Raw genomic sequence first — 20,245 nt, 5'->3', positions numbered from 1 at the left:
GATTAATCACCAAAGTGATTCACCATTTATATAATGCATTAAGGATGCCATTATTAATCTGATATTTTTTATTGTTATTTATTAAAGGGTTATTTTGACTGGGAAGGTTTGTGAATAAACTGTATAACTTAGATGTAAAATATGCTGACACTTAGTTTGCCAGCCAAACCATGAAAAGGTTTGACTGGCTTATTGCTTATAGTTTCTGAGTTAAAGTAAGTTTGCGTTGGGTTAGGCGAGGCTCATCGCTGTTAACACTTTGCAGTAACTTAGCCGCTTGGGATTTATCATCAGTTAAAATTAAAGCTTCTGCGTAGTTAAGCTTCGCTTCGTCATAGTCTGGTTTAAGCTGAAGTGCTTTTTCGAAGAAAGGTATGGCGTCACTAGCTCGGTTTAATTTTACTAATATTGAACCGTATGTATCATTAACATTGGGGTTTTCTCCGGCTTGCTGCAGGGCTTTTTCAGCATAAGTAAGGGCATCTTTGGGTTTGTTATTATTTAATAATAACCAGGCGTAATTATTGAGCAAAATAAGATTATCCGGCGACTTAGTTAGCAATCGCTGATAAATATCCATGGCGCTCTTAGGGTCACTTTGAATTAATAACGCGGCATAAAAGGCATCAACACTGTCGTTAGTACCATGCGTTTTCATATGGTTTTCTATAAATTCAACACCTTGGCGTAATGAATAATCTTTACTGTAGTTGTCGGCAATCAACATTGCGGTGCTATGTTCAGGTGCAGCTTCATAACTCTTTAAAAAATCATTTAACCCAGCGCTACGCTGACCATTATTAAGTTGAACTTTACCTTTAGTAATTAAAATGTCTGGCCTAGATTTTAACGACTCCGGTAGCTGATTTAAAAGCTCTAAAGCAGTATCAAACTGTTTATTCTCTGTCAGTAGTTTTAACTTGGTTAATAATAACATCTCGTTATCAGGTTTACGGAACAACTGTTGGTCGATAACTTTAATTGCCTCACCAAAGTTATTTTGTTTACGTAATATTTCTACGTAGGTCATGGCTGCTCGGATATCATTAGGATTTAACTGTAACCATTTTTGCGCAGTGCGGCTAGCTTCACGCGGGTTGTTTTGTCTTAAATAGCTGTCTGCCAACATTATCCAATGGGCAGGGGGCAATTGTTGAGCTGTATCAATGGCTGAGAGTAGTTTTAATGTTTCGTCAAAACGTTTATTTAGATAATGGTAACGGGCTAAGAAAATACGTAATGGATAATTATCGGCTGATTTTTCTAATACCGACTCTGCATGTTTTAGTGCATCCGATTCTTTGTTAAGTTGTCGGCTAATGTAAAAAGACTGAGTTATAGCTGGTAAGTACGCTGGGTGTGTTTTAAGTAGCTGATTAAGCACGGTATCTGCTTTTTGATACTCTTTATTATAAGCCATAACTGATGCCAGCAGTAAATTGGCTAAGGCATTGTCTGGGTCAAGTGCTAAGGATTGTTTAATGCTAGCTTCAGCTTCGGGCATTTTTTGTTGTAAAACAGCTGAATATGCCTTCATATTGTGCCCAGCAATAGCAGTTTCCGGTTTTTTTAGCCATTCGTCTACTAACGCATCCACTTTGGCATATTCTTGCATGCGTAAATAACTGCTGGCTAATACAAGCCTAGTTCTATCTTGACTCGGGTCCATCTGCAATGCTAACTCTAAATCATTAAGCCCAGCGGCTTCTTGACCTTTAATACCCAGCTTTAGCGTGCCAAGTGTGGTTAATGATTCTAGATCGTCGTATCCGGCATTTTCATATTTGGCAATCAATTGCTGGGCGACATCGCTTGAACCTTGTTTAACTAAATTAAAAGCGGTAGAAGCCACTAACTTAAGATCGTTAGCCGCAATGTCGGAGCCTTGCAATAACTCACCGGCGTCAACGGTATTACCGGCTTTTAGCTGCAAGCCAATATACAATTTTTTAGCGTCAGGAAAGGCATCAAGTTGTTGCTCAATGGCAGTTAAATGGTGTAACGCCTGACTTTCTTGATCTAATTGATAGGCAGATAGGGCCGCTATCACTCGAGCAGGAGCAGAGCGATAGCCGTTTTTAATGGCCTTTTCGATATGCTCTTTGGCCGATATAAAGTTTTTAGCTTCAAACTCCGTTATCGCTTTAAGGTAATTTGCATAAGCATGTTCTGGGAATGCGCTAAGTATCATATCAATATGCACTGCAGATTCTGCTAGTTTTTGCTGTTTAATTTTAGCTTGCGCTGCAAGTAAGTGCGCCCGCAAGTTCTGGGGTTGTACACTGAGCAATTCAGTTAATAGTGTTTCTGCTTTATCGAATTGTTGTAATAGCAAATGTAGATTGGCTCTTAGGTTAAGAGCTTCTTGATATATTGGGCTAGAAGCGGGTACAGCGTTCGATTTTTCAAGCGCGTCTTGATATTGACCCGCGGGAATCAACATGTTGCTTTGAGCAAAGCTAACAATATCGGCATATTCTGTCACTGCCAGTTCATTAAATAAGGTTAAGGCTTTATCGGTTGCGCCTAATTCTAATTCAGATAATGCGCGGATTGTTTTGACATAGCTATTTAGCGGTTCAGTTAGTACGGTATCGTCTTCAGTATACAGCGACAGTACTTCTTCATGCAGATTACTGAGATAGCTAGCTCTGACGAGATCAAGGGCAATTTGCTCAGGCGGAATGCCACTTTCCTTCGCTCGTAATAACTCTTTTTGCGCAGATATAACATTGCCTGATTCTAAATACAGATTACCCAATGCCAGACGATACTGGCTATTTTCAGGCTCTTGTTGTATTGCCGACTTTAATTCAATGATTGCCGCATTATATTGTTTAAGCTCAATATATTTTTGGGCGTCGCTATAGTGCTCGGTTGCTTCTTTTCCGCCACACGCTGTTAGTAATGACAGCATAATTGCAGCGGCAATAGTGGTTTTTTTCATTGTTACACTCCTTGTAGCCAATTGTTTTTTCTATTTAGTTTGAATAGATAGAACTAACCAAAAATACCCCGAGTATCTATGACAACTTTGCTGGCAACATCTGCTAAATGCAATGTTTTAAACTGTTTATGATCTACCAGTACCAGCAATATATTGGCCTTTTCTAATGCTTGAGGTAAAGACGTTAACGCGTTATCAAACGCTGAATATTTTTTCGGTAATTTTTTAATATTGGGTTCAACTAATACAATCTCACCAATATTGTCATTAAGCAAATGCAAGGCAATATCTAATGCTGGGCTTTCCCTAAGGTCGTCAATATCAGCTTTAAAAGCTAAACCTAAACAAGCAATTACTGGCTTTTTAAACTGATCGGCAGCTTGCTTAACTTTGTTTATAACATAGTGTGGTTTACTATCGTTGATTTCGCGAGCTTTACGGATAATTTGTGCCTGTTCCGGTGCTGAATCAACAATAAACCAAGGGTCAACCGCGATACAATGACCACCAACACCCGGACCTGGGGATAAAATGTTAACTCGGGGATGACGGTTGGCTAGCTTGATAAGCTCCCAAACATTAATTTTTAAATGATCACAAATCATGGATAGCTCATTGGCAAAGGCGATATTAACGTCACGGAATGAGTTTTCGGTTAACTTAGCCATTTCAGCTGTACGAGCATTGGTTTTAATACAATCACCGCGAACAAAAAGGCTATATAAGTCGATAGCACGTTGGGCACAGCGATCGGTAATGCCACCGATAATGCGGTCATTACTCACTAACTCTTGTAACACCCGACCCGGTAATACTCGTTCAGGACAATGGGCAATAAACACATCAGCATGGTCCATATCTTGATGCGGCATCACTAAATCAGGGCGTAACTCGGCTAGCCACTGTGAAATTTTATCAGTTGTACCTACCGGTGATGTAGACTCTAAAATAATTAAATTGCCTTTCTCAATCACAGGAGCGATGGTTTTCAATGCGATTTCGATAAAGCTTAGGTCGGGCACTTTGCCTTCTTTAAAGGGGGTTGGCACTGCAATTAAAAAAGCTTCGGCTGGTTCGGGAATTAACGATGCCCGCAATTTACCCGTGGTAACAGCAGCTTGAACTAGCATGTCTAAATCAGGTTCGACGATATGAACTTTACCCTGATTAATCGTATTAACGGCATGTTCTGATACATCGATACCTATTACTTCTACCCCGCGTGAAGCGATAACAGCTGCTGTTGGTAAGCCTATATAACCTAAGCCAATAACGGATACGCGTGAAAAATTATGCATAAAATGTCCTTTGCTACACAGTGTCAGCTTAAGTTTATAGACTAATAACCACTAAAATTATTAAGCAGCCTGTTTTTGTTGAATAAATGAATATAATTGACCAAAACTTTCAAATACTTCCGCAGAAATTTCATCATCATCAATTTGAATGCCGAGTTGTTCTTCTAGTTCAGTAATAACGGTAATTACTGCCATAGAGTCAAATTCTGGTATGGCACCTAAGAGTAAGGTGTCATCCTCAAATTGAGTATCAATTTGTAGTACAGATCGCAAAATATCGGCGAGTAATTGCTGATGCGGCATAATATAGTTCCTTAAGTGACTAAATACGTTCCCTGATTTGCAAGTTAGCGCTCTATTCAGCTAAAGTAAAACTGAGCGAATAAATTTTAATCGGTTTTATTGCAAATCTAATTTATTATTGCACATAAAGGGAATAAATGTGAAAGGTCTAACGGACGCCATGACCAAAAATATCCACGATTATATACTGCACTCAGCTGCCAAGTATCCTGATCATCCTGCCCTGTATTACAAAGCAAGCAGCTTAACCTATTCTGAATTAACCACAGCGCTAACTAAAACGGCTGTTTTATTGCAACAACTTGATCTTAAAAGGTTTGATCGAGTGGCTATTTATTTACCTAAGCAATTTGAAACGGTAAGCGCTATCTTTGGTTGTTCTATGGCGGGTGGCGTATTTGTGCCGATAAATGCGGGTTTAAAAGCGCAACAAGTCAGTTATATTTTACAAGATTGTAATGTTAGAATTTTAGTTACCAGCCAAGACCGCTTAAAAGGTTTAGCTGATGAGTTAATGCATTGTGCGGATCTCCATACGGTATTATTAACCGATGCCGATGACAACCCACCCACTAGACTTGGCCATCTTCAAGTGCTTTCTTATCATAGTGCACCAGCCGAAATGGTCGAGAGTTTAAGCAGCCGAGCACTAACCGATGCTGATATGGCAGCTATTTTATATACCTCAGGAAGTACCGGTAAACCTAAAGGGGTGGTGTTGTCACATCGCAATATGCTATTGGGGGCGCAAAGTGTGGCGTCTTACTTACATAATGTGCAGCACGATGTCATTTTAGCCTTACTTCCGTTAAGTTTTGATTATGGTTTAAGCCAACTGACTACCGCATTTTTAACCGGCGCTAGTGTGGTGTTATTAGACTTTTTTTTGGTGCAAGATGTGGTGCGTGCGGTAGAGCGACATAAAGTGACCGCAATAGCGGCTGTACCACCATTATGGTCACAACTGGCTAAAGCTAAATGGCATGATGGTAGTGCTATTTCTGTTCGTTATATTACCAATTCTGGTGGAGCAATGCCGCAAACATTGCTAGCCCAGTTGCAGCAAATTTTTAAACAAGCTGAGCCTTATTTAATGTATGGGCTAACGGAGGCCTTTCGCTCCACTTACTTAGATCCTAGAGAATTAGCCAATCGTCCGGGCTCAATGGGTAAAGCGATTCCAAATGCCGAAATTGTGGTAGTGCGTGAAGATGGCAGTTTATGTGGGTCTAATGAGCCAGGTGAATTAGTCCATCGAGGGCCTTTAGTCAGTCTTGGTTATTGGAATGCGCCTGAAAAAACTGCCGAGCGATTTAAGTTTGATCCGGTGGCACCTAAAGGTATTCAACTGCCGCCACGCGCGGTATGGTCTGGCGATACCGTGCGCTTTGATAGTGAAGGCTATTTATATTTTATTGGCCGTCGCGATGAGATGATTAAAAGCTCAGGCTATCGGATCAGTCCAACCGAAGTTGAAGAAGCCGTATATCAATTAAGCAATGAGCTAACCGATGTTGCTGCATTAGGGATTGAACATGCAGAACTCGGCCAAGCTATTTTAGTCATTTTTGCTTGCCAGCAAGGTGCGGATATAAACACTGCTGAATGGTTATTACAATTAAAAAGAATCTTACCTAATTATATGTTACCTAAGCAGTTAATTCAGTTACAACAGATGCCAAAAAATGCTAATGGCAAAATAGATCGTAATACATTAGCAGGCCAATATCGCGATTACTTTCAGCAGATAAACAATAAACAGCTAAGCAAAAGCATTAACGATACTAGTAGCAGTGGAGAAGGTAATAATGCTAACTAAAGTTGCACCTAAACATCAGGTAATGGATCAGTTTGCTGCTGTTGATGGTCAGATCCATGTTGCGGGTTTTACCATGATGCAAATTAGCGCCATGTTAGATAAAAAAGTGTTTTATGTTTATTCACGCGATGTTATTGCCGCACAAGTGGAAAAATTTCGCCAACAAATACCACCAAGAATTAAATTACACTTTGCCGTAAAAGCAAATCCAAATCCTGCAGTCGTCAATTTCTTAAAGCCCTTAGTGGATGGGTTTGATGTTGCGTCACAAAAAGAATTGTTAATTGCTGTGCAATCCGGTATGTCGGTGGCGGATATTAGTTTTGCCGGACCAGGCAAAACTGACGCGGAGCTACTTAGTGCTATTACCCTAGGAGCCACTATTAACTGTGAATCAATAACCGAATTAGCGCGCATAGAGGCACTGGGTATAGCTGCTGGCATAACGCCTAATGTGGCACTACGAGTAAACCCAGCGTTTGAGCTTAAAGCGTCAGGCATGAAAATGGCTGGTGGTGCCAAGCCGTTTGGTATTGATGAAGAATTAATCAGCGAAGTATTAGCAAATTGTGCAAAAAGAGCCTTTAAATTACGTGGGTTTCATATTTTTTGTGGCTCACAAAATTTAAAACCTGAGGCACTTATTGAAGCACACCAGCAAACCTTTGCTTTAGCGGTGAAACTAATAGCAGCCAGTCCATACCCAATTGAGTCGGTTAACTTGGGGGGGGATTTGGTGTACCTTATTTTGCCGGAGAGCAACGGTTAAATTTAGTACCCGTGGCTGAGTCATTACAGCATTTGTTACAGCAATATCAAGCTGAGCTTGCTGATGTTGAATTAGTAATAGAATTGGGACGTTTTCTGGTAGCAGAAGCCGGTTTGTATGCTTGCCAAGTCATAGATAAAAAACAATCGCGTGGTACTACTTATTTAGTCTGTAATGGTGGTTTACATCATAATTTGGCTAATTCAGGTAATTTTGGCCAAGTTATACGCAAAAACTATCCAGTAGCAATAGCGAATAAACTAGGTGCTGTTGAAACTGAAATAGTCACAGCAGTAGGGCCTTTATGTACGCCATTAGATATTTTGGTAGATAAGATGGAGTTACCCAAAGCGGTTGTTGGTGACTGGCTAGTAGTGTATCAAGCCGGTGCGTATGGCCCAACTGCTAGTCCACAGGATTTTTTAGGTCATGGCGCAGTGCAAGAAATTTTACTTTAAAGACGGATAGCAAAAGATACAGTGCTTATGCTTGTTAATCATTATAAATATGACATAAATCGTGACAGTTGCCAGTTAACAGCGAGTCTAAAATAAGATTGCCAAAAGCGGGTCTATAATGGGCTGGTTCCCAAAAGTATGGGCTGTCTTCTGCATCACGACTTTGGGTTGAAACAACTTCATTGACTAGATGAGAGCGGATTGCATAATCAAAAAGCATTAATTGATGCTGAGCCGCTAATGAAGCCAGCTCTTGCTTCCATACAATAAAATGGCTGTCTAATTTGTGTTGCTTTATTTTATCTAAGTACGGTTTTTGGTAGGGATTAATCAACAAAAAAACTGTTATATTGTTTTGTTTTAGCAAATCAAGAAAGTTGTCTAGCTTATTAAGATGGTAGCTATTTTTTGCAAAAACCAACTGTTTATTACTTAGACTGTTATCCAGCTCTTCTGCTTTTTGTTGATATAGCGCACCAAAACCTTCTGCCGCAACGTGAAACTGATATAATTTACCATCATTAAATCCAAATCGATTTAATGCATTTACATTATTACTTTGCAAAGTCACTGTGCTGATACTGTCTACAATGGCGGTTAACGAAAATAATAGACTCATTCTTTCTGCATAATAGTGACGCTTTTCGGTTAATGATTTTGCGTTATCATCGCTAGTTAACCGCCACCGCCAACTTGAATTATCAACCTGGGTATTAATATGATTGGCGCGAGAGGTAAAGTCTAAAAAATCTAGCGCGATAACAATCTGCTTAATGCTGTCATTGTTTGCTATTGCATGTTTGGCATAATCGTATTGCATGGTAATGCCAGCACCAGGTAGCCCCATATTGTAAACAGGTTTATCCTGATAAAATGGATGCTCAAATGGCATACCTAACTCAATGCGTGAGTTACCTATCAACAAAGTATAAGGTGCAGCATGCATCACCTGATACGGTTTTACTGTTCTACCTTTGTCGGCTGCAGCAATTTTACGAGGAAAGGTATCACTGCTGTGTAGGTAGATCCCGTAAGGGTCAAGCCAATAACTGAATGCAATGAGTAAAAATAAGCCTGTGCTAATAAATACCAGAACAAGTTTTAAATAATGCTTCATGGCTTTTTCCATTAAAAGTTGAAGTATAAAAATTCACTGACACGTCCTAATGTTGATATGGCAAGGATAAATAACACACTGATAAACAATGCCCATATTGTTGTTGCTTGCCATTGTATTGTGCAATTAGCGTTTTTAACATTTTTGCGAGTCTGTTCAGGTAACTGGTTATAAAACAATTGCAGCACATTAGGGGCCAATAGTGATAAAGCCATTAATGCTATGATCCAAAACCAGGTTTTAACAAATACTAAACCGCCGCCAAGAGATGAGGTGACATGTAATTGCTCAAAGATAGGCGTTAAAAATTCAAGTTGGGTCATAAGACCTGCAGGTAAACTAATCCCCTGTAATGCAGCCATTGCGGTTAGCATATTTAGTGCGCCATCAATGCTTTGAGCCCTAAAGAACACCCAACCAACCACCACTGCTAAAAATGTAATAAACCAAGCTACGGGCTTAAACCAGCGTTCTTTAATAAAGCTTAGGTATTTGTTATGAAAGTGACTATAGCTATTGTTAACGACGAGATAGCTGCCATGCAAAGCGCCCCAGATCAGAAAGTTCCAGCCAGCACCATGCCACAAACCGCCGAGCACCATGGTTATTATTAGGTTGCTATACCTGCGGACAAAACCAAGCCGGTTACCTCCTAGACTAATGTACAAATAGTCACGCAAAAAGCGTGATAGGGTAATATGCCAGCGCCGCCAAAAATCAACGATGTTGAGGGCTTTGTAGGGTGAATTAAAGTTTAACGGTAAGGCGATACCAAATAAAAGAGCTAAGCCAATGGCCATATCTGAATAGCCTGAAAAATCGAAATACAATTGAAAGGTGTAAGCGAACGCGCCACCCCAAGCGGTAAAAAAATCTAATGTTATGCCACTATCTGCCTGATTAAAAATGGGATTTGCATAAACAGCAATGCCATCAGCTAATACGGTTTTTTTAAATAAACCAATAGTGAAAATACTAAAACCAACAGCAAAATGGCGCGCGCTAAGTTGTAAGCGTTGGCGAAACTGCGGCATCATCTCACTGTGGTGGACAATAGGGCCAGCAATAAGCTGAGGGAAAAAACAAACAAACAATAAGTAGTTACTAAAACTATGCTCTATAACTTGGTGTCGGTGCACATCCACTAGATACGCTATTTGCTGGAAAGTAAAAAAGGAAATAGCCAAAGGCAGTAGCACTTGCTCCAACTGCCATTCATAACCTGTAAAAGCGGCTATATTGTTGACAAAAAAGGCACTGTATTTATAGTAACCTATAGTCATAAGGTTCAAGCTGACGCCCACAGTAATAAGCCAAGTTTTACGATATAGATAAATGGCTTTAGCGATATAGAAATTGCAAATTACCGACGCGCCCAGTAGCAGTAAATAAACTGGTTTCCACCATGCATAAAAAAATAATGAGGCAATAATCAGCAAAAATAAGCCACTTTTTACCGATAAATGGGTGCGTAGTAAGTGATATAGGATCAGAGTAAGGGGAAGGAATAAAAACAAAAACTCTGCAGAGTTAAATAACATTAACGTAATCCTTTACTATGTTGTCGCCTTAATAACTAGCATACTCAGTGCAGTCTGGCAACTACGTACAGTGATCGCTTATAAACCTTCCGACTGTACGTTATTTGTATCACGGTATAATGATAAGCCATCGATCCGGCTCATAATCTCCTGTTCAAGCTGTTTAAATTTATCTCCATTATAACCGCCTAACTGTTGTTGCACTTGCTGTTCGGTTAACCCTTCTGGTAATCCTTTAATTGACGGCATTATTACCGTTTCAAATTGCTCACTGCTAAAGTGATTTAATTGTACGGGACTGATAGTGTTTATTCGCGCCGCAAACTGGGTACCCGCGCGATCGGCTGCTAAATCGGCAAAACTAAACCCCGAGCCATTGCCTCCAGCATCCATAATTTCTTTTAAATTACCCACTTGTTGTGAGAGTTCAGTCGTGCCCAGCATTTGTAATACGGCAGAATATAAAAAGTGTAAGCTAAGATCGCGGCGGCCATGTATTAGCATGGCCGGCATTCTCGGTATTTGGCGGGTGGTTAAATTTGGGTTGGCATAATGAATAAACCGTTTATTTGCAAAAGCCACCGCTAAAGCCCATAACGCATCATGATAAGCCGAGTCTAATGAAGTGTGTTCCGCTCGCTCAGTGGCAATAAGTAATAATTGATGGCTAAAAAAAGCTAATCTGCGCTCTGCTGGGAATCGCTTGTGTAAAGCCTGTAATTGTAATAAATAAAACTCAATATCTGCTGCTTTAGCTTGGTTTGTATTAAGTAGATTAAGAGGTTGATACAATTTTGGCTGCAACTTTAAGCTTATAGGCCCTAAATTTTTAGCAAAAAAACTTAAGCTATTATTTTTTAATTCACCCTTGGCAAATAAATCTAGTAATTGCTGATCGGCAGGGGATGTTACAGCAAAGCGAACCAGTTGATAAAATAGCTTATTAGCTAACCAGCTGGGTAGATATAATTTGCCGAGTTGGCAGTGATTAATTGCAAAGCCGCTACTATATGGGGTGAATAAGCATGACAATTTGATACTACGTTTAAACCAAGCGATGGGTAACAGAATATTGCCGTGTAAAGAAACACCAAAAGGATTAATCGCGCCACTAAACTCAGCACTAGGTATAGCATAGCTGGCCACACTCATAAAGGCATCTAGTTGCTGCTGATTAATCGTTAACGCTATATTGCCGTCACGGCGGGCTAAGTTTTTAATTGTTCTCGAGACAAGTTGTTGCGCTGTATTCACATCTTGGGTAGAAACATGTTGTTGTTGTTGTTGTTGTTGTTGTTGTTGCGAAGAAGTTATTAAGAAAAAAACGGCTAAGCAATTACTAATGAGCAAACAGACAATAACAATTAGTACTTTAAATAACTTAGCAGACATTTATTACTCGATACTAAACAGAAGACGCAAGCCGATAAACACGTTTTGATATTGCACTTGCAGCGAAATAAAACCAGCTTAGTATGCTTAACATTGCTATATAAGCCAAGCTATAGCGTATTAGCAATTGTACTGGATCGGCATATTGGCTGCGATCAGTACTTAATAAAAACTGTAAGGCTGAATACACTTGCTGGTATTTAACAATAACACTTTCGGTAGCAATATTAATTAACCACCACGATAACGGTAAGCTTAAAGCCAAGCTGATAAACAGCCATACTAAGCTTTTTGTCCTTACCGACAACTTGCTAAAAACAGACTGATAAGCCAGATTTGCCAAGGCAGCAGCACTACTAAAAACTAAAACTAGCCAGAAGGTGAGCGCGAATAAACTGCTGACGCTGCCACCATCTGCTAATAACTCAACAATATTATCGGTAGCGGCAAGGAAGACGACTGCCCAGTACCAAAATGCTGCAAAGCCGAAATTGCCGCCTAACCATAAAATAGCAGCAGATATTTTCTGCTTACAGTGAATAAATTGGTTTGCAGCCAAACAGTTAAACTGAATTAAACTAAAAAACCAATAAAACGAAGTAACAACTCTACAAAGGGAGGAAGAGCCAGAATCGGCGAGCCCAGGATGTCATATAAAGACTCTGTCGGTACCGTAAAATATAATATACCAAATATTATGCTGCTTTGAAGTAAGCAGATTATAGGGCTGTATAATATAAACTGAGCAAATTGTGGGAAGGTGAAAGCGCTAGGCGTGAACAATACATAACACATCAGGATAATACCCAAAATGGCGCTGCTATTATCTGTCAGAAGCTCTCTGACGTTATAAGGCACAGCGGAAAAGGTGCTAAGGTAATATAATGCCAGTAGCGATAAAGCAAAGTGAGCAAACAGCAGCCAGTTAAGCGGGGATGACTCTTTTCGTAGAAATTACTGCAGTGGTTTTAGCTGGTTCTTTGGTTGTTAGTGGTACAGTTTGCTTAGCGGCTACGGTAATGGTTGAGTCTGATTTAGCCGTTAACCCAGCCGCTGTAGTTGGAGCTGTTCTGGCGTGTTCTGGTAGCGTGTTAAACCAAAAGCGATAACAATATCGGGTTAATAAAAAACCGCTAACGGCGCCAATTATAGCCAATAGTACATCGGTTAAGTCGACAGTTTTGCCCGGTAATGCAAGTTGCATAGCTTCTGTGATAAAGGCTAACAGTATTGTATAGCAACTCGAGACAGTTAAGAGTAAGCGCTTCTGCCAAGTTTGTTGAGCAGCGTTATAGCTAAAAGCCCATAAAGCACCCAATGGCGCGAATAGCAATACTTTTTGCAGTAGAGCAGTAATAGCGCGGTACTCAGTCCCAAAATATAATGATTCTAATAATACTTGATTGCGACTGTGCATTAATTTTTGATTGATCTGTGCCCAATCAAAATCAAAATTATACGGATACCAAAATACCAATAAAATAATCAGACTATAAGCCGCAATTGAAAACGCTAACCACAGAGAAAGCTTATTTCGATTGCTAAGGGAGTATTCTGCATTATCGCTTGGCAGTTTAATCAGCTGATAGTGCTGCAATAAACTTACAAAGTTACAGCTTAACCATGCCGCAAAAAAGGCGAGAATAACATCGGTGAGATCTGTGACTCGGCTATAGACAAACAGTTGAAAAAACTCAATTAAGCACGCTAAAGCAATTAGCTTGATATAAATAGACGCTCGGCTGTGCTGTTGCAAATATAGCAATATCGCTATGGGACACCACAGTAATACATCGCTAAAAATGGCATAAAAAACTTCAATAAAAGAGCCATGATATGCCGAAAAAGGCAGCAAGATAATCCGGCCATCTCGCCACTTCTTATACAGTTCAATAGGGCTTATGGTTAAATCGAGAGGTAAAATATTATACAGCGCGAAAAATGCGATATAGGCCATTAATAAATACTTCAGCAAAGAGCGTTGGCTACCTTGCATTAAAGCAACCGTATGCAAGTAATGGAGTATGCGTTGACCAAAAACGTAAAACAACATAATGCCAATCAAAGCACCAAAGGACTCTGCAATAATATCGTTAATGGATACTGTGCGTTGTGGAAAATATAACTGAGTAAACTCAATAGCTAAAGCTAATGCTAAACAGATTATCCATAAAAATAGGGCAGGCAAAACTGTTGATTTTTTAGAACGAGAAGGTAAAAAACAGGCCGCTAATAAAAAGGCAAAGGGAATAAAAAGTAATATATTTGCCACCCAGTCAGCCCGAGAGTTGATGCCTAACTGCAGATAGCGAATATTGCTAAATTGATCTATAGCAACATTTAGCGACAATGGACGAAACTGCCATGGCACTAGGCTGCCATAGATAACAAAGGTTAAATAACCTAATAGCGCTAAAAGTAGCCAGCGCTGCAGCGAACTGTATTCTGTTTGTGGCTGCATAAAGCGTCCTACGCTGTGATTTACTTAGTGGTAACGCTTTGTATAGCGATTACTTACTTTGTAAAGCTCTTACGAAATCACTACATGCCTGCTCAACTTGGTTACGCCATTGAGTGGTTGAGAACGTGTGATTGGCATTAGCCAGGTGTAACTGTTTAGCGCGATTAAAACATTTTTGCCATGCTGAATCATGCTGACATAAATGTAAAAATTCTTGTGCCGTTAAATCCTGACCACTACTAATGAGTAAGGTATCAAGCTGGGTGGCTTGCCAACCTTTTAGCATATGGTTGACATAGTTAGTCTCGTTAAACTCAGCTGTATGAATTGGATTAAGTGTAGGTGGCTGTTTGCTACTGTGCCATGTTTGGCGTAAATCAGTGAATGTGCGCTGGAAAGCTAAGCCGCCGGAAAAGACTTTTCGCCAAAAACTGCGGCTGATTAGCCGCTTTAAATAATAATGTTTTAACAGGGTTTCAGCATGACTATGTTGTTGTCTAACCCAAGGGTTGAGTAAAATAAGCCCAGCTATCCGCGGGTCGGGTTGATTCATTTTCAGTAATATAGCACTAGCAGCATCACAAAGCCCCCATAACACTACCTGCTGCAATTGGGGTAACTGCTGAAACATAGCGTCAATACCGGCATTAATATCGGTAGTTTGTTGATAAAAACTTTGTTTTTGGCCGCTACTATCCCCCATACCGGTGCTATCAAGCCGCATTGATGGAATATGTTGCGAGGCTAAATGCCGGCTTAATTTAACGAATTGGCGATGGCTGCCAACCCGATATTGCGGCCCTCCAACGATTATAAGCACGCCAATATTCGCAGCTGCTGGGTTGCCAGTTGTAGAGTGTAAAATAGCGCTTAAGGTACTATTAGCGGATTGAATTTCTAAATACTGCTCAGGCATTATTGCTCGGCTCCAACTAATTGTTGCACGGTCAGCGCAATTAACTCATCGGCCGATGCCAGTTCAGTGGTTTGCCAAAAAGCATCTGCTTTAATTTGTTTAAAATTTAAGGAGTATTTACTTACTAAATTCTCTCGCATGTTCTGTACGGGTATAGCGATGTTATCTAGCATGGAGAGTTCAAACCAACTTAGCTGCGCCTTAGTTAATACAGAGGGCAGGGTTGCATTAATGTGCTGCACACTTTTATAAAAAGCTAAGTTAATCGGGTAACCAGCAATTTCGATAATATCACCTTGTTCTAGCTGCTGTTCAATTTGCTTTTGCGAAACCTTATCGCCATTGGCCATGGCTTCGGCTACTTTAATCCGACAAAATTGTTGCCAAAAACGAGCAGGGTCAAACATAGGTTGCCACAGCACCACTTGTTTAATGGGTAAGGGTAATTTGTAATGATTTAGTAAGTCGAATAACTGTAATGTACCAAAGCGCAGGCTAATAAAACTAATGGTTAAAAAACCCCAATTGGCTATTTGTTGTATTAATAATTCTAAATCTGCTCGCCAAAGCGTTATGCTGGCCTGATCTAAATCACCTTCACTATCGCCTGTACCATAGTTATCTAACATAAAACCATACTGATTTTGTTCAGCTAACTTATTAAATAATTGCTTAAATATATGTCGTGATTTATTCATTTCTTCGGCAAAGGGTGGCAATACAATCACTGCGTGTTGCATAACGGGTGTGGGTGAAAACAACAGAAAATTCTGTCCAGCAGTGAATTTAAAAAAGCCACTTAAGCTGGGTATAGTGGCTAATGAGGGCATTAAACCAGTTATATCTTCAAGTAGAGTATTAGGAATAATAACAGACCTACTTTTGTGCTCCACGGTACGCTCCTGCGATGTAATGTTGCTTCCAGCAATAAGGTTATTTAATAGTAGCGTGCTAGACTTAACTAGCCAAGTATTTGTATTTGTTTAGCCATTTACTCACGGTTGTTTGCTTTTTGAGCTAGTGTTAGCATTGTAAATATTGAAATCAGGAGAAGGCATACATGGATGTAAAATTTGCCCCAGTCTTGGCAAATGCAAATAATTTTCCTGTTGCAACAATCAGGGCGACGCCAGCATTTTGCCTGACAGATTTTCGCCAGTTAAAGCAATCTACGGATTTTTCGCATTGTATTTACACTCGCAATGGTCGAGCGGCTATCGGTCTTGCTGCTCAGCAACTGATGCATAGTGATCAACCAAATATCGTGTTATTACCTGCTTATCATTGTCCTGCTTTAGTCGAACCTTTTCTTTGGCTTGGTTATGAAGTACGTTTTTATCCTGTGTTATCTGATTTAAGCGTCGATGAAGTTATTTTTGGCCAGTTTTTAACCAAAGATGTGTCACATTGTCTGTTAGTCAGTTTTTTTGGTTTTCAGCAAAATTCCAAGCAATTAATAACTTTGGCAGCACAAGCTGGAAAAATTGTTATTGAAGATTGCGCGCATGGTTTAGTCGACTTTTTACAACAATTAGATCAACCCGATCCTGCCGTTGCGGCGCGAATTTGTAGTATTAATAAAATATTACCGACCATTGAGGGCGGTTTACTGTATTTACAGCAACCGATAAAGATAAAACCGAAATATTGTAGTTGGTTAGAGGAAGCTAAAGGTCTCGCATTTTTATTAAAAGTCCCGCAATTCATACACTCCTTAAAATCGAAAAAAACGCCATCAAACTTAAGCGAAAAACAACCGCAAGCTGTTGCTAGCCAGTTTAAATATTTTAATCCAGAAGATTTATCTTCAGCCAGTTTTCGTCATACTAAAATGATTTTACAAGCCAGTAACTTTGCGAAAATAAAAACAAAACGATTAGCTAATTATAATTATTTGGCCAGTGGGTTAGCAGAAGTTAGTGCAGGCCATTGTTTATATGTAGCAGCGGGTACTGAAGCGCCTTATGTTCTGCCGTTTTTGCTAAATGATGCTAATGATTTTCAGCGTTTACGGATGCAAAAAATTCAAGTGTTACGCTGGGAAGAAGTGGCATATAGCCAATGCAAAGTGAGTAATGATTACCGTAGCCGATTAATTCAGCTGCCCTGTCATCATAAATTAAAACAGACCGAGTTAGATTATATTATTAATGCTATGCGAAATTTGGTGAGCCACTAATGAAAGTCAATATTTACGCTGTATCTGAATTTGAAAATTTTAGTTTAGAGTGGAACAAGCTAAATCAACAGACTCATCAGCAAGCTATTTTAACGGCTGACTTTATTCAGTGTTTAATTCAACACTTTTTTATCGGCACAGAGCAGTTTGTAGTTGTAAATAAATCTAATAAAATTGTTTTTATAGGCTTTTTTCAGCGTGTAGGCTTGGGACGTTGGCAAACAGTAATGCCTTCGCAAGCACCTCTTGGCCTATGGCTCAGTTCTGATGGACGCATTGGCGAAAAGTTACTAGCAAGCATTGCAACAGCCTTACCAGGTGTAGTGTTACAACTTGACTTGCTGCAAGCAGACTCACGTTACTTAACAGTAGAGCCTAATATTCAGCAGCTGCATTATATTGAAACGGGTAATAAGCCAATACCAGAGCATTATGATGATTTTTTTAAAACCATAGGTAAAAACTTACGCCAAAATTGCAACAAAGCTTATAACCGTGCTGAGCGTCAGAATGATAGCTTTAGCACCCAAGTGCTAACCGGTCCTGATGAGATTGTGGAGGGGGTAAAGCAGTACGGTGACATTGAAAGCGCTAGTTGGAAAGCTGAGCTTGGAACCGCTATTAGTGCTGATAATGAGCAGGGTAAATTTTATCAAGACATGATGGGGCAGCTAGCACAGCGTAATGCAGCTTGTGTGTGGTATTTTTTAGTTTCAGGCCAAGTAGCTGCAGTTGATCTGTGTGTTATTCACAACGGTAATCTTATTATTTTAAAAACCACCTTTGATGAAAAATTCGCCCAGTATTCACCCGCGTTATTATTAAAAATGCAGATGTTAAAATATTATGCCGAGCATCCAGAATTAAAGATAATAAATATTGAATTTTACGGTAAGGCGATGGATTGGCATAAACGGTTAAATTCTGAGCTTAGGCCGATTGTGCATTTAAGTTGGCAGCGCAGCAAATTGTTGCAGTGGGTAGTAAGTAAATTAAAACATTATAAAAATAATAAACCACGGCAACTACAGTCAGAATAAGTTAGCGCTAGCAATATAATATTGTCGATAACTTGAATATTAAAGATACGACCTGACCAGCCTTAAATGAAATCGTAGTGGTGTTTTATCCCAAGGGGTAAAGCGCTTTAGCTTATAGTGGGACGTGTCTGCCGTTGAAATGCCCCAGTCTGTTGCCACTGCACTGGCAAAACCGTTTTGGTTCACTAAGTCGATTGTAGTGTCGTCAAAATCAATACCTTCAACCCCATTGGGGTAAGCAAAGTGTTGTACAGGTCTATCTATCCATTTTTCAAGTTGTTGTTTAGACTGGATAATTTCATGTTGCTGTTGCTCTTTTGGTATCACTTTTAAAATAGGGTGGTTAACCGTATGGGCGCCAATAGTTATATCTTTTTCTGCGAGTTGTTTAATTTGTTCAGGTGACATCATTAGCGGTTGCTGCTCAATGGCATTATTTTGTAGATAAAACTGGCTAATCTTCTCCAACCGTTCAGTTATGGGTAAATATTTTAATTTTTTCAACCAAATCTCTGCTTTACTTCGCCTGTCCTGCCAGTCACCAAGTGATACTCTTTCGTCGTCTAACTGCAAATGTTGCCGTGTAACGTCGGCAAATAAATGGATTAGTCGGTCATTCCACATATTAGTACCATGACTAAAGCCCGTTGCAACATAAACGGTGGCAGGAATGCCGTACTTAGACAGTATGGGTTGGGCGACAGTCAGGTTATTTACATAACCATCATCAAACGTAACGCAAATGGCGTTAGCCGGTAGAGATTTGTTCTGTAGATGATGCAATGCATCCTGCAATGATAGAGGCGTAAAATAGTCACGTAGTAAGCGCATTTGCCAGTTAAATACTTCTGCTGTCGGCTCAGTTGGACGCATAGGGTCAGATTCAGTGAGTACTTGATGGTAAATCAGTATGCTGAGTTTGTTCTTATTTAGCAGTGATGCTGCCATTTTTAGCAGTCGATGATACATAGTATTTCCTTATACTTATTACTGCATTGCTAAATGGCTGCAAATGCGCCGACTCAAATAGCTTTAGCATAACAAGGTGTAGTTGACTTAACTATAGCATTGTCAATCTATAGTTTTACGCAACTATAGATAAGGTAATATACACGTTATTGTAGATAAAGCCGTATTAGATATAACGTATCTTCGTTAATAAAAAGTTAGTATGATATTTGGCTGGAAAATAACCAGTCTAATGCATACACTAAGTATATGTGTCGACATGGAGAGTCTATTATGGTTAGACAAACGTTAATTACTATCTGTCTATTCTTGCTTCCAATAAGTGCCTTCGCTATGGAGGATGCTAGTTGTGAAATATTAGCATTAAAAAAAATGGCCCACCATATAATTACAACGACAGATCTGCAGCGGCCCAAGAACGGCTAAGGCTTGCTGAAGGTGCGCATTTTACTAAAAGTGTGCGCATGGGGGTTGCTGGTAATGCGGGCTCTTTAATTGGAGATCTGGATTTTGTATTAAAGGTATTTCCCAATCACCCTTACGCTTTATCTGTCATGGCCGACCTACAACACAGACCTGGTTTTTCACGTCAACATTCATTACGCCGAGATCGGTATTATCCGACATTAAATTGCTATTTTCTTCGAGCAATGCATGTAGCGCCAAATGACCCAAACGTATTATTAATTCAGGCAATTACTCAACATAAGCAAAAAGATTATCAGGGGGCGAAAGTAAGCTATTTAAAGGCACTTGCTATTAAGCCAGATGCTGCCGAAGTACACTATAATTTAGGTTTGCTTTTAATAAAGTTGGGTGAAACTAGAGAAGCACTTAACCATGCCCATTCTGCTTATGCCCTGGGCTACCCATTGTCAGGTTTGCGTGACAAGTTACAAAGCCAAGGAGCCTGGAAAGAGCCTGAAGCTAGTAGTACAGACCCTGTATTAGATCCAAGGTCTTAATAGTGAAGAAAATTGTGCGTTTTATAGTTCCAGAACCACTAAGATGGTGCTTATATTCAGTATTACACCGC

At 39.7% G+C, this 20,245-nt stretch carries 15 protein-coding genes and 1 pseudogene; 5 read left to right on the top strand and 11 right to left on the bottom strand.

What is annotated here, in order from left to right:
- Positions 1-196: 196 nt before the first annotated feature.
- From prsT to BI198_RS10755, 3 genes are read right to left on the bottom strand one after another with little or no spacing between them, the layout of a single operon-like run.
- On the bottom strand, positions 197-2,947 hold the full coding sequence (gene prsT, locus BI198_RS10765) for an XrtA/PEP-CTERM system TPR-repeat protein PrsT (protein ID WP_070049562.1): 2,751 nt from the start codon (positions 2,945-2,947) through the stop codon (positions 197-199).
- A 53-nt stretch (positions 2,948-3,000) separates the two neighbouring features.
- Positions 3,001-4,245: a UDP-N-acetyl-D-mannosamine dehydrogenase gene (gene wecC / locus BI198_RS10760; RefSeq protein WP_070049561.1), complete on the bottom strand. Its 1,245-nt coding sequence runs from the start codon at positions 4,243-4,245 to the stop codon at positions 3,001-3,003.
- A 60-nt stretch (positions 4,246-4,305) separates the two neighbouring features.
- Positions 4,306-4,548, bottom strand: a complete 243-nt coding sequence (locus BI198_RS10755) for an acyl carrier protein (protein ID WP_070049560.1) — start codon at positions 4,546-4,548, stop codon at positions 4,306-4,308.
- Between the two features lie 160 nt (positions 4,549-4,708).
- Between BI198_RS10755 and BI198_RS10750 the strand changes: the two genes are divergently transcribed.
- Positions 4,709-6,367: an acyl-CoA ligase (AMP-forming), exosortase A system-associated gene (locus BI198_RS10750; RefSeq protein WP_083256602.1), complete on the top strand. Its 1,659-nt coding sequence runs from the start codon at positions 4,709-4,711 to the stop codon at positions 6,365-6,367.
- Positions 6,357-7,594, top strand: a pseudogene (locus BI198_RS16490) (pyridoxal-dependent decarboxylase, exosortase A system-associated). Before BI198_RS10750 ends, BI198_RS16490 begins: the two are co-directional and overlap by 11 nt.
- A gap of 34 nt (positions 7,595-7,628) precedes the next feature.
- Here the strand turns inward: BI198_RS16490 and BI198_RS10740 are convergent.
- From BI198_RS10740 to BI198_RS10710, 7 genes are all read right to left on the bottom strand, one after another.
- Positions 7,629-8,711: a hypothetical protein gene (locus tag BI198_RS10740; RefSeq protein ID WP_141728869.1), complete on the bottom strand. Its 1,083-nt coding sequence runs from the start codon at positions 8,709-8,711 to the stop codon at positions 7,629-7,631.
- An 11-nt stretch (positions 8,712-8,722) separates the two neighbouring features.
- Positions 8,723-10,252, bottom strand: coding sequence for an MBOAT family O-acyltransferase (locus BI198_RS10735; RefSeq protein WP_070049558.1), 1,530 nt, complete (start codon positions 10,250-10,252; stop codon positions 8,723-8,725).
- A 78-nt stretch (positions 10,253-10,330) separates the two neighbouring features.
- Positions 10,331-11,644, bottom strand: coding sequence for a hypothetical protein (locus BI198_RS10730; protein WP_070049557.1), 1,314 nt, complete (start codon positions 11,642-11,644; stop codon positions 10,331-10,333).
- A gap of 13 nt (positions 11,645-11,657) precedes the next feature.
- Positions 11,658-12,203, bottom strand: coding sequence for a hypothetical protein (locus tag BI198_RS10725; RefSeq protein WP_070049556.1), 546 nt, complete (start codon positions 12,201-12,203; stop codon positions 11,658-11,660).
- 366 nt (positions 12,204-12,569) lie between these two features.
- The gene (locus BI198_RS10720) at positions 12,570-14,105 is read right to left on the bottom strand and encodes a VanZ family protein (RefSeq protein ID WP_070049555.1); all 1,536 of its coding nucleotides are present in this window, start codon (positions 14,103-14,105) and stop codon (positions 12,570-12,572) included.
- A gap of 49 nt (positions 14,106-14,154) precedes the next feature.
- Positions 14,155-15,021, bottom strand: coding sequence for a hydrolase 1, exosortase A system-associated (locus tag BI198_RS10715; RefSeq protein WP_070049554.1), 867 nt, complete (start codon positions 15,019-15,021; stop codon positions 14,155-14,157).
- A complete protein-coding gene (locus BI198_RS10710; protein ID WP_235605309.1) occupies positions 15,021-15,914 on the bottom strand; it encodes an alpha/beta hydrolase family protein in 894 nt (297 codons plus the stop codon). The genes BI198_RS10715 and BI198_RS10710 overlap by 1 nt, the downstream gene beginning before the upstream one ends.
- 167 nt (positions 15,915-16,081) lie before the next feature.
- Here BI198_RS10710 and BI198_RS10705 point away from each other — a divergent pair, with 167 nt between their 5' ends.
- Positions 16,082-17,200 (top strand): DegT/DnrJ/EryC1/StrS family aminotransferase, encoded by a 1,119-nt coding sequence (locus BI198_RS10705; protein WP_070049553.1) that lies wholly within the window; start codon positions 16,082-16,084, stop codon positions 17,198-17,200.
- Positions 17,200-18,240: a GNAT family N-acetyltransferase gene (locus BI198_RS10700; RefSeq protein WP_070049552.1), complete on the top strand. Its 1,041-nt coding sequence runs from the start codon at positions 17,200-17,202 to the stop codon at positions 18,238-18,240. Before BI198_RS10705 ends, BI198_RS10700 begins: the two co-directional genes overlap by 1 nt.
- A gap of 39 nt (positions 18,241-18,279) precedes the next feature.
- On the opposite strand, the gene BI198_RS10695 is transcribed toward BI198_RS10700, so the two are convergent.
- Positions 18,280-19,209: a polysaccharide deacetylase family protein gene (locus BI198_RS10695; RefSeq protein ID WP_083256601.1), complete on the bottom strand. Its 930-nt coding sequence runs from the start codon at positions 19,207-19,209 to the stop codon at positions 18,280-18,282.
- Positions 19,210-19,673: 464 nt separating this feature from the next.
- On the opposite strand from BI198_RS10695, the gene BI198_RS10690 reads away from it, so the two are divergent.
- Complete coding sequence (locus tag BI198_RS10690) at positions 19,674-20,174, top strand: tetratricopeptide repeat protein (RefSeq protein WP_070049551.1); 501 nt, start codon at positions 19,674-19,676, stop codon at positions 20,172-20,174.
- Positions 20,175-20,245: the final 71 nt, after the last annotated feature.

The sequence above is a fragment of the Rheinheimera salexigens genome (assembly GCF_001752395.1).
Classification (GTDB): domain Bacteria; phylum Pseudomonadota; class Gammaproteobacteria; order Enterobacterales; family Alteromonadaceae; genus Alishewanella; species Alishewanella salexigens.
Note: the sequence above shows the minus strand (reverse complement) of the source record. Positions and strands in the feature narration are given on the sequence as shown.

Coding starts and splice junctions, on each gene's coding strand:
- prsT (WP_070049562.1), bottom strand. CDS start 2,947: ATGAAAAAAACCACTATTGCCGCTGCAATTATGCTGTCATTACTAACA.
- BI198_RS10715 (WP_070049554.1), bottom strand. CDS start 15,021: ATGCCTGAGCAGTATTTAGAAATTCAATCCGCTAATAGTACCTTAAGC.
- BI198_RS10730 (WP_070049557.1), bottom strand. CDS start 11,644: ATGTCTGCTAAGTTATTTAAAGTACTAATTGTTATTGTCTGTTTGCTC.
- BI198_RS10755 (WP_070049560.1), bottom strand. CDS start 4,548: ATGCCGCATCAGCAATTACTCGCCGATATTTTGCGATCTGTACTACAA.
- wecC (WP_070049561.1), bottom strand. CDS start 4,245: ATGCATAATTTTTCACGCGTATCCGTTATTGGCTTAGGTTATATAGGC.
- BI198_RS10735 (WP_070049558.1), bottom strand. CDS start 10,252: ATGTTATTTAACTCTGCAGAGTTTTTGTTTTTATTCCTTCCCCTTACT.
- BI198_RS10740 (WP_141728869.1), bottom strand. CDS start 8,711: ATGAAGCATTATTTAAAACTTGTTCTGGTATTTATTAGCACAGGCTTA.
- BI198_RS10705 (WP_070049553.1), top strand. CDS start 16,082: ATGGATGTAAAATTTGCCCCAGTCTTGGCAAATGCAAATAATTTTCCT.
- BI198_RS10750 (WP_083256602.1), top strand. CDS start 4,709: ATGACCAAAAATATCCACGATTATATACTGCACTCAGCTGCCAAGTAT.
- BI198_RS10690 (WP_070049551.1), top strand. CDS start 19,674: ATGGGGGTTGCTGGTAATGCGGGCTCTTTAATTGGAGATCTGGATTTT.
- BI198_RS10695 (WP_083256601.1), bottom strand. CDS start 19,209: ATGTATCATCGACTGCTAAAAATGGCAGCATCACTGCTAAATAAGAAC.
- BI198_RS10700 (WP_070049552.1), top strand. CDS start 17,200: ATGAAAGTCAATATTTACGCTGTATCTGAATTTGAAAATTTTAGTTTA.
- BI198_RS10720 (WP_070049555.1), bottom strand. CDS start 14,105: ATGCAGCCACAAACAGAATACAGTTCGCTGCAGCGCTGGCTACTTTTA.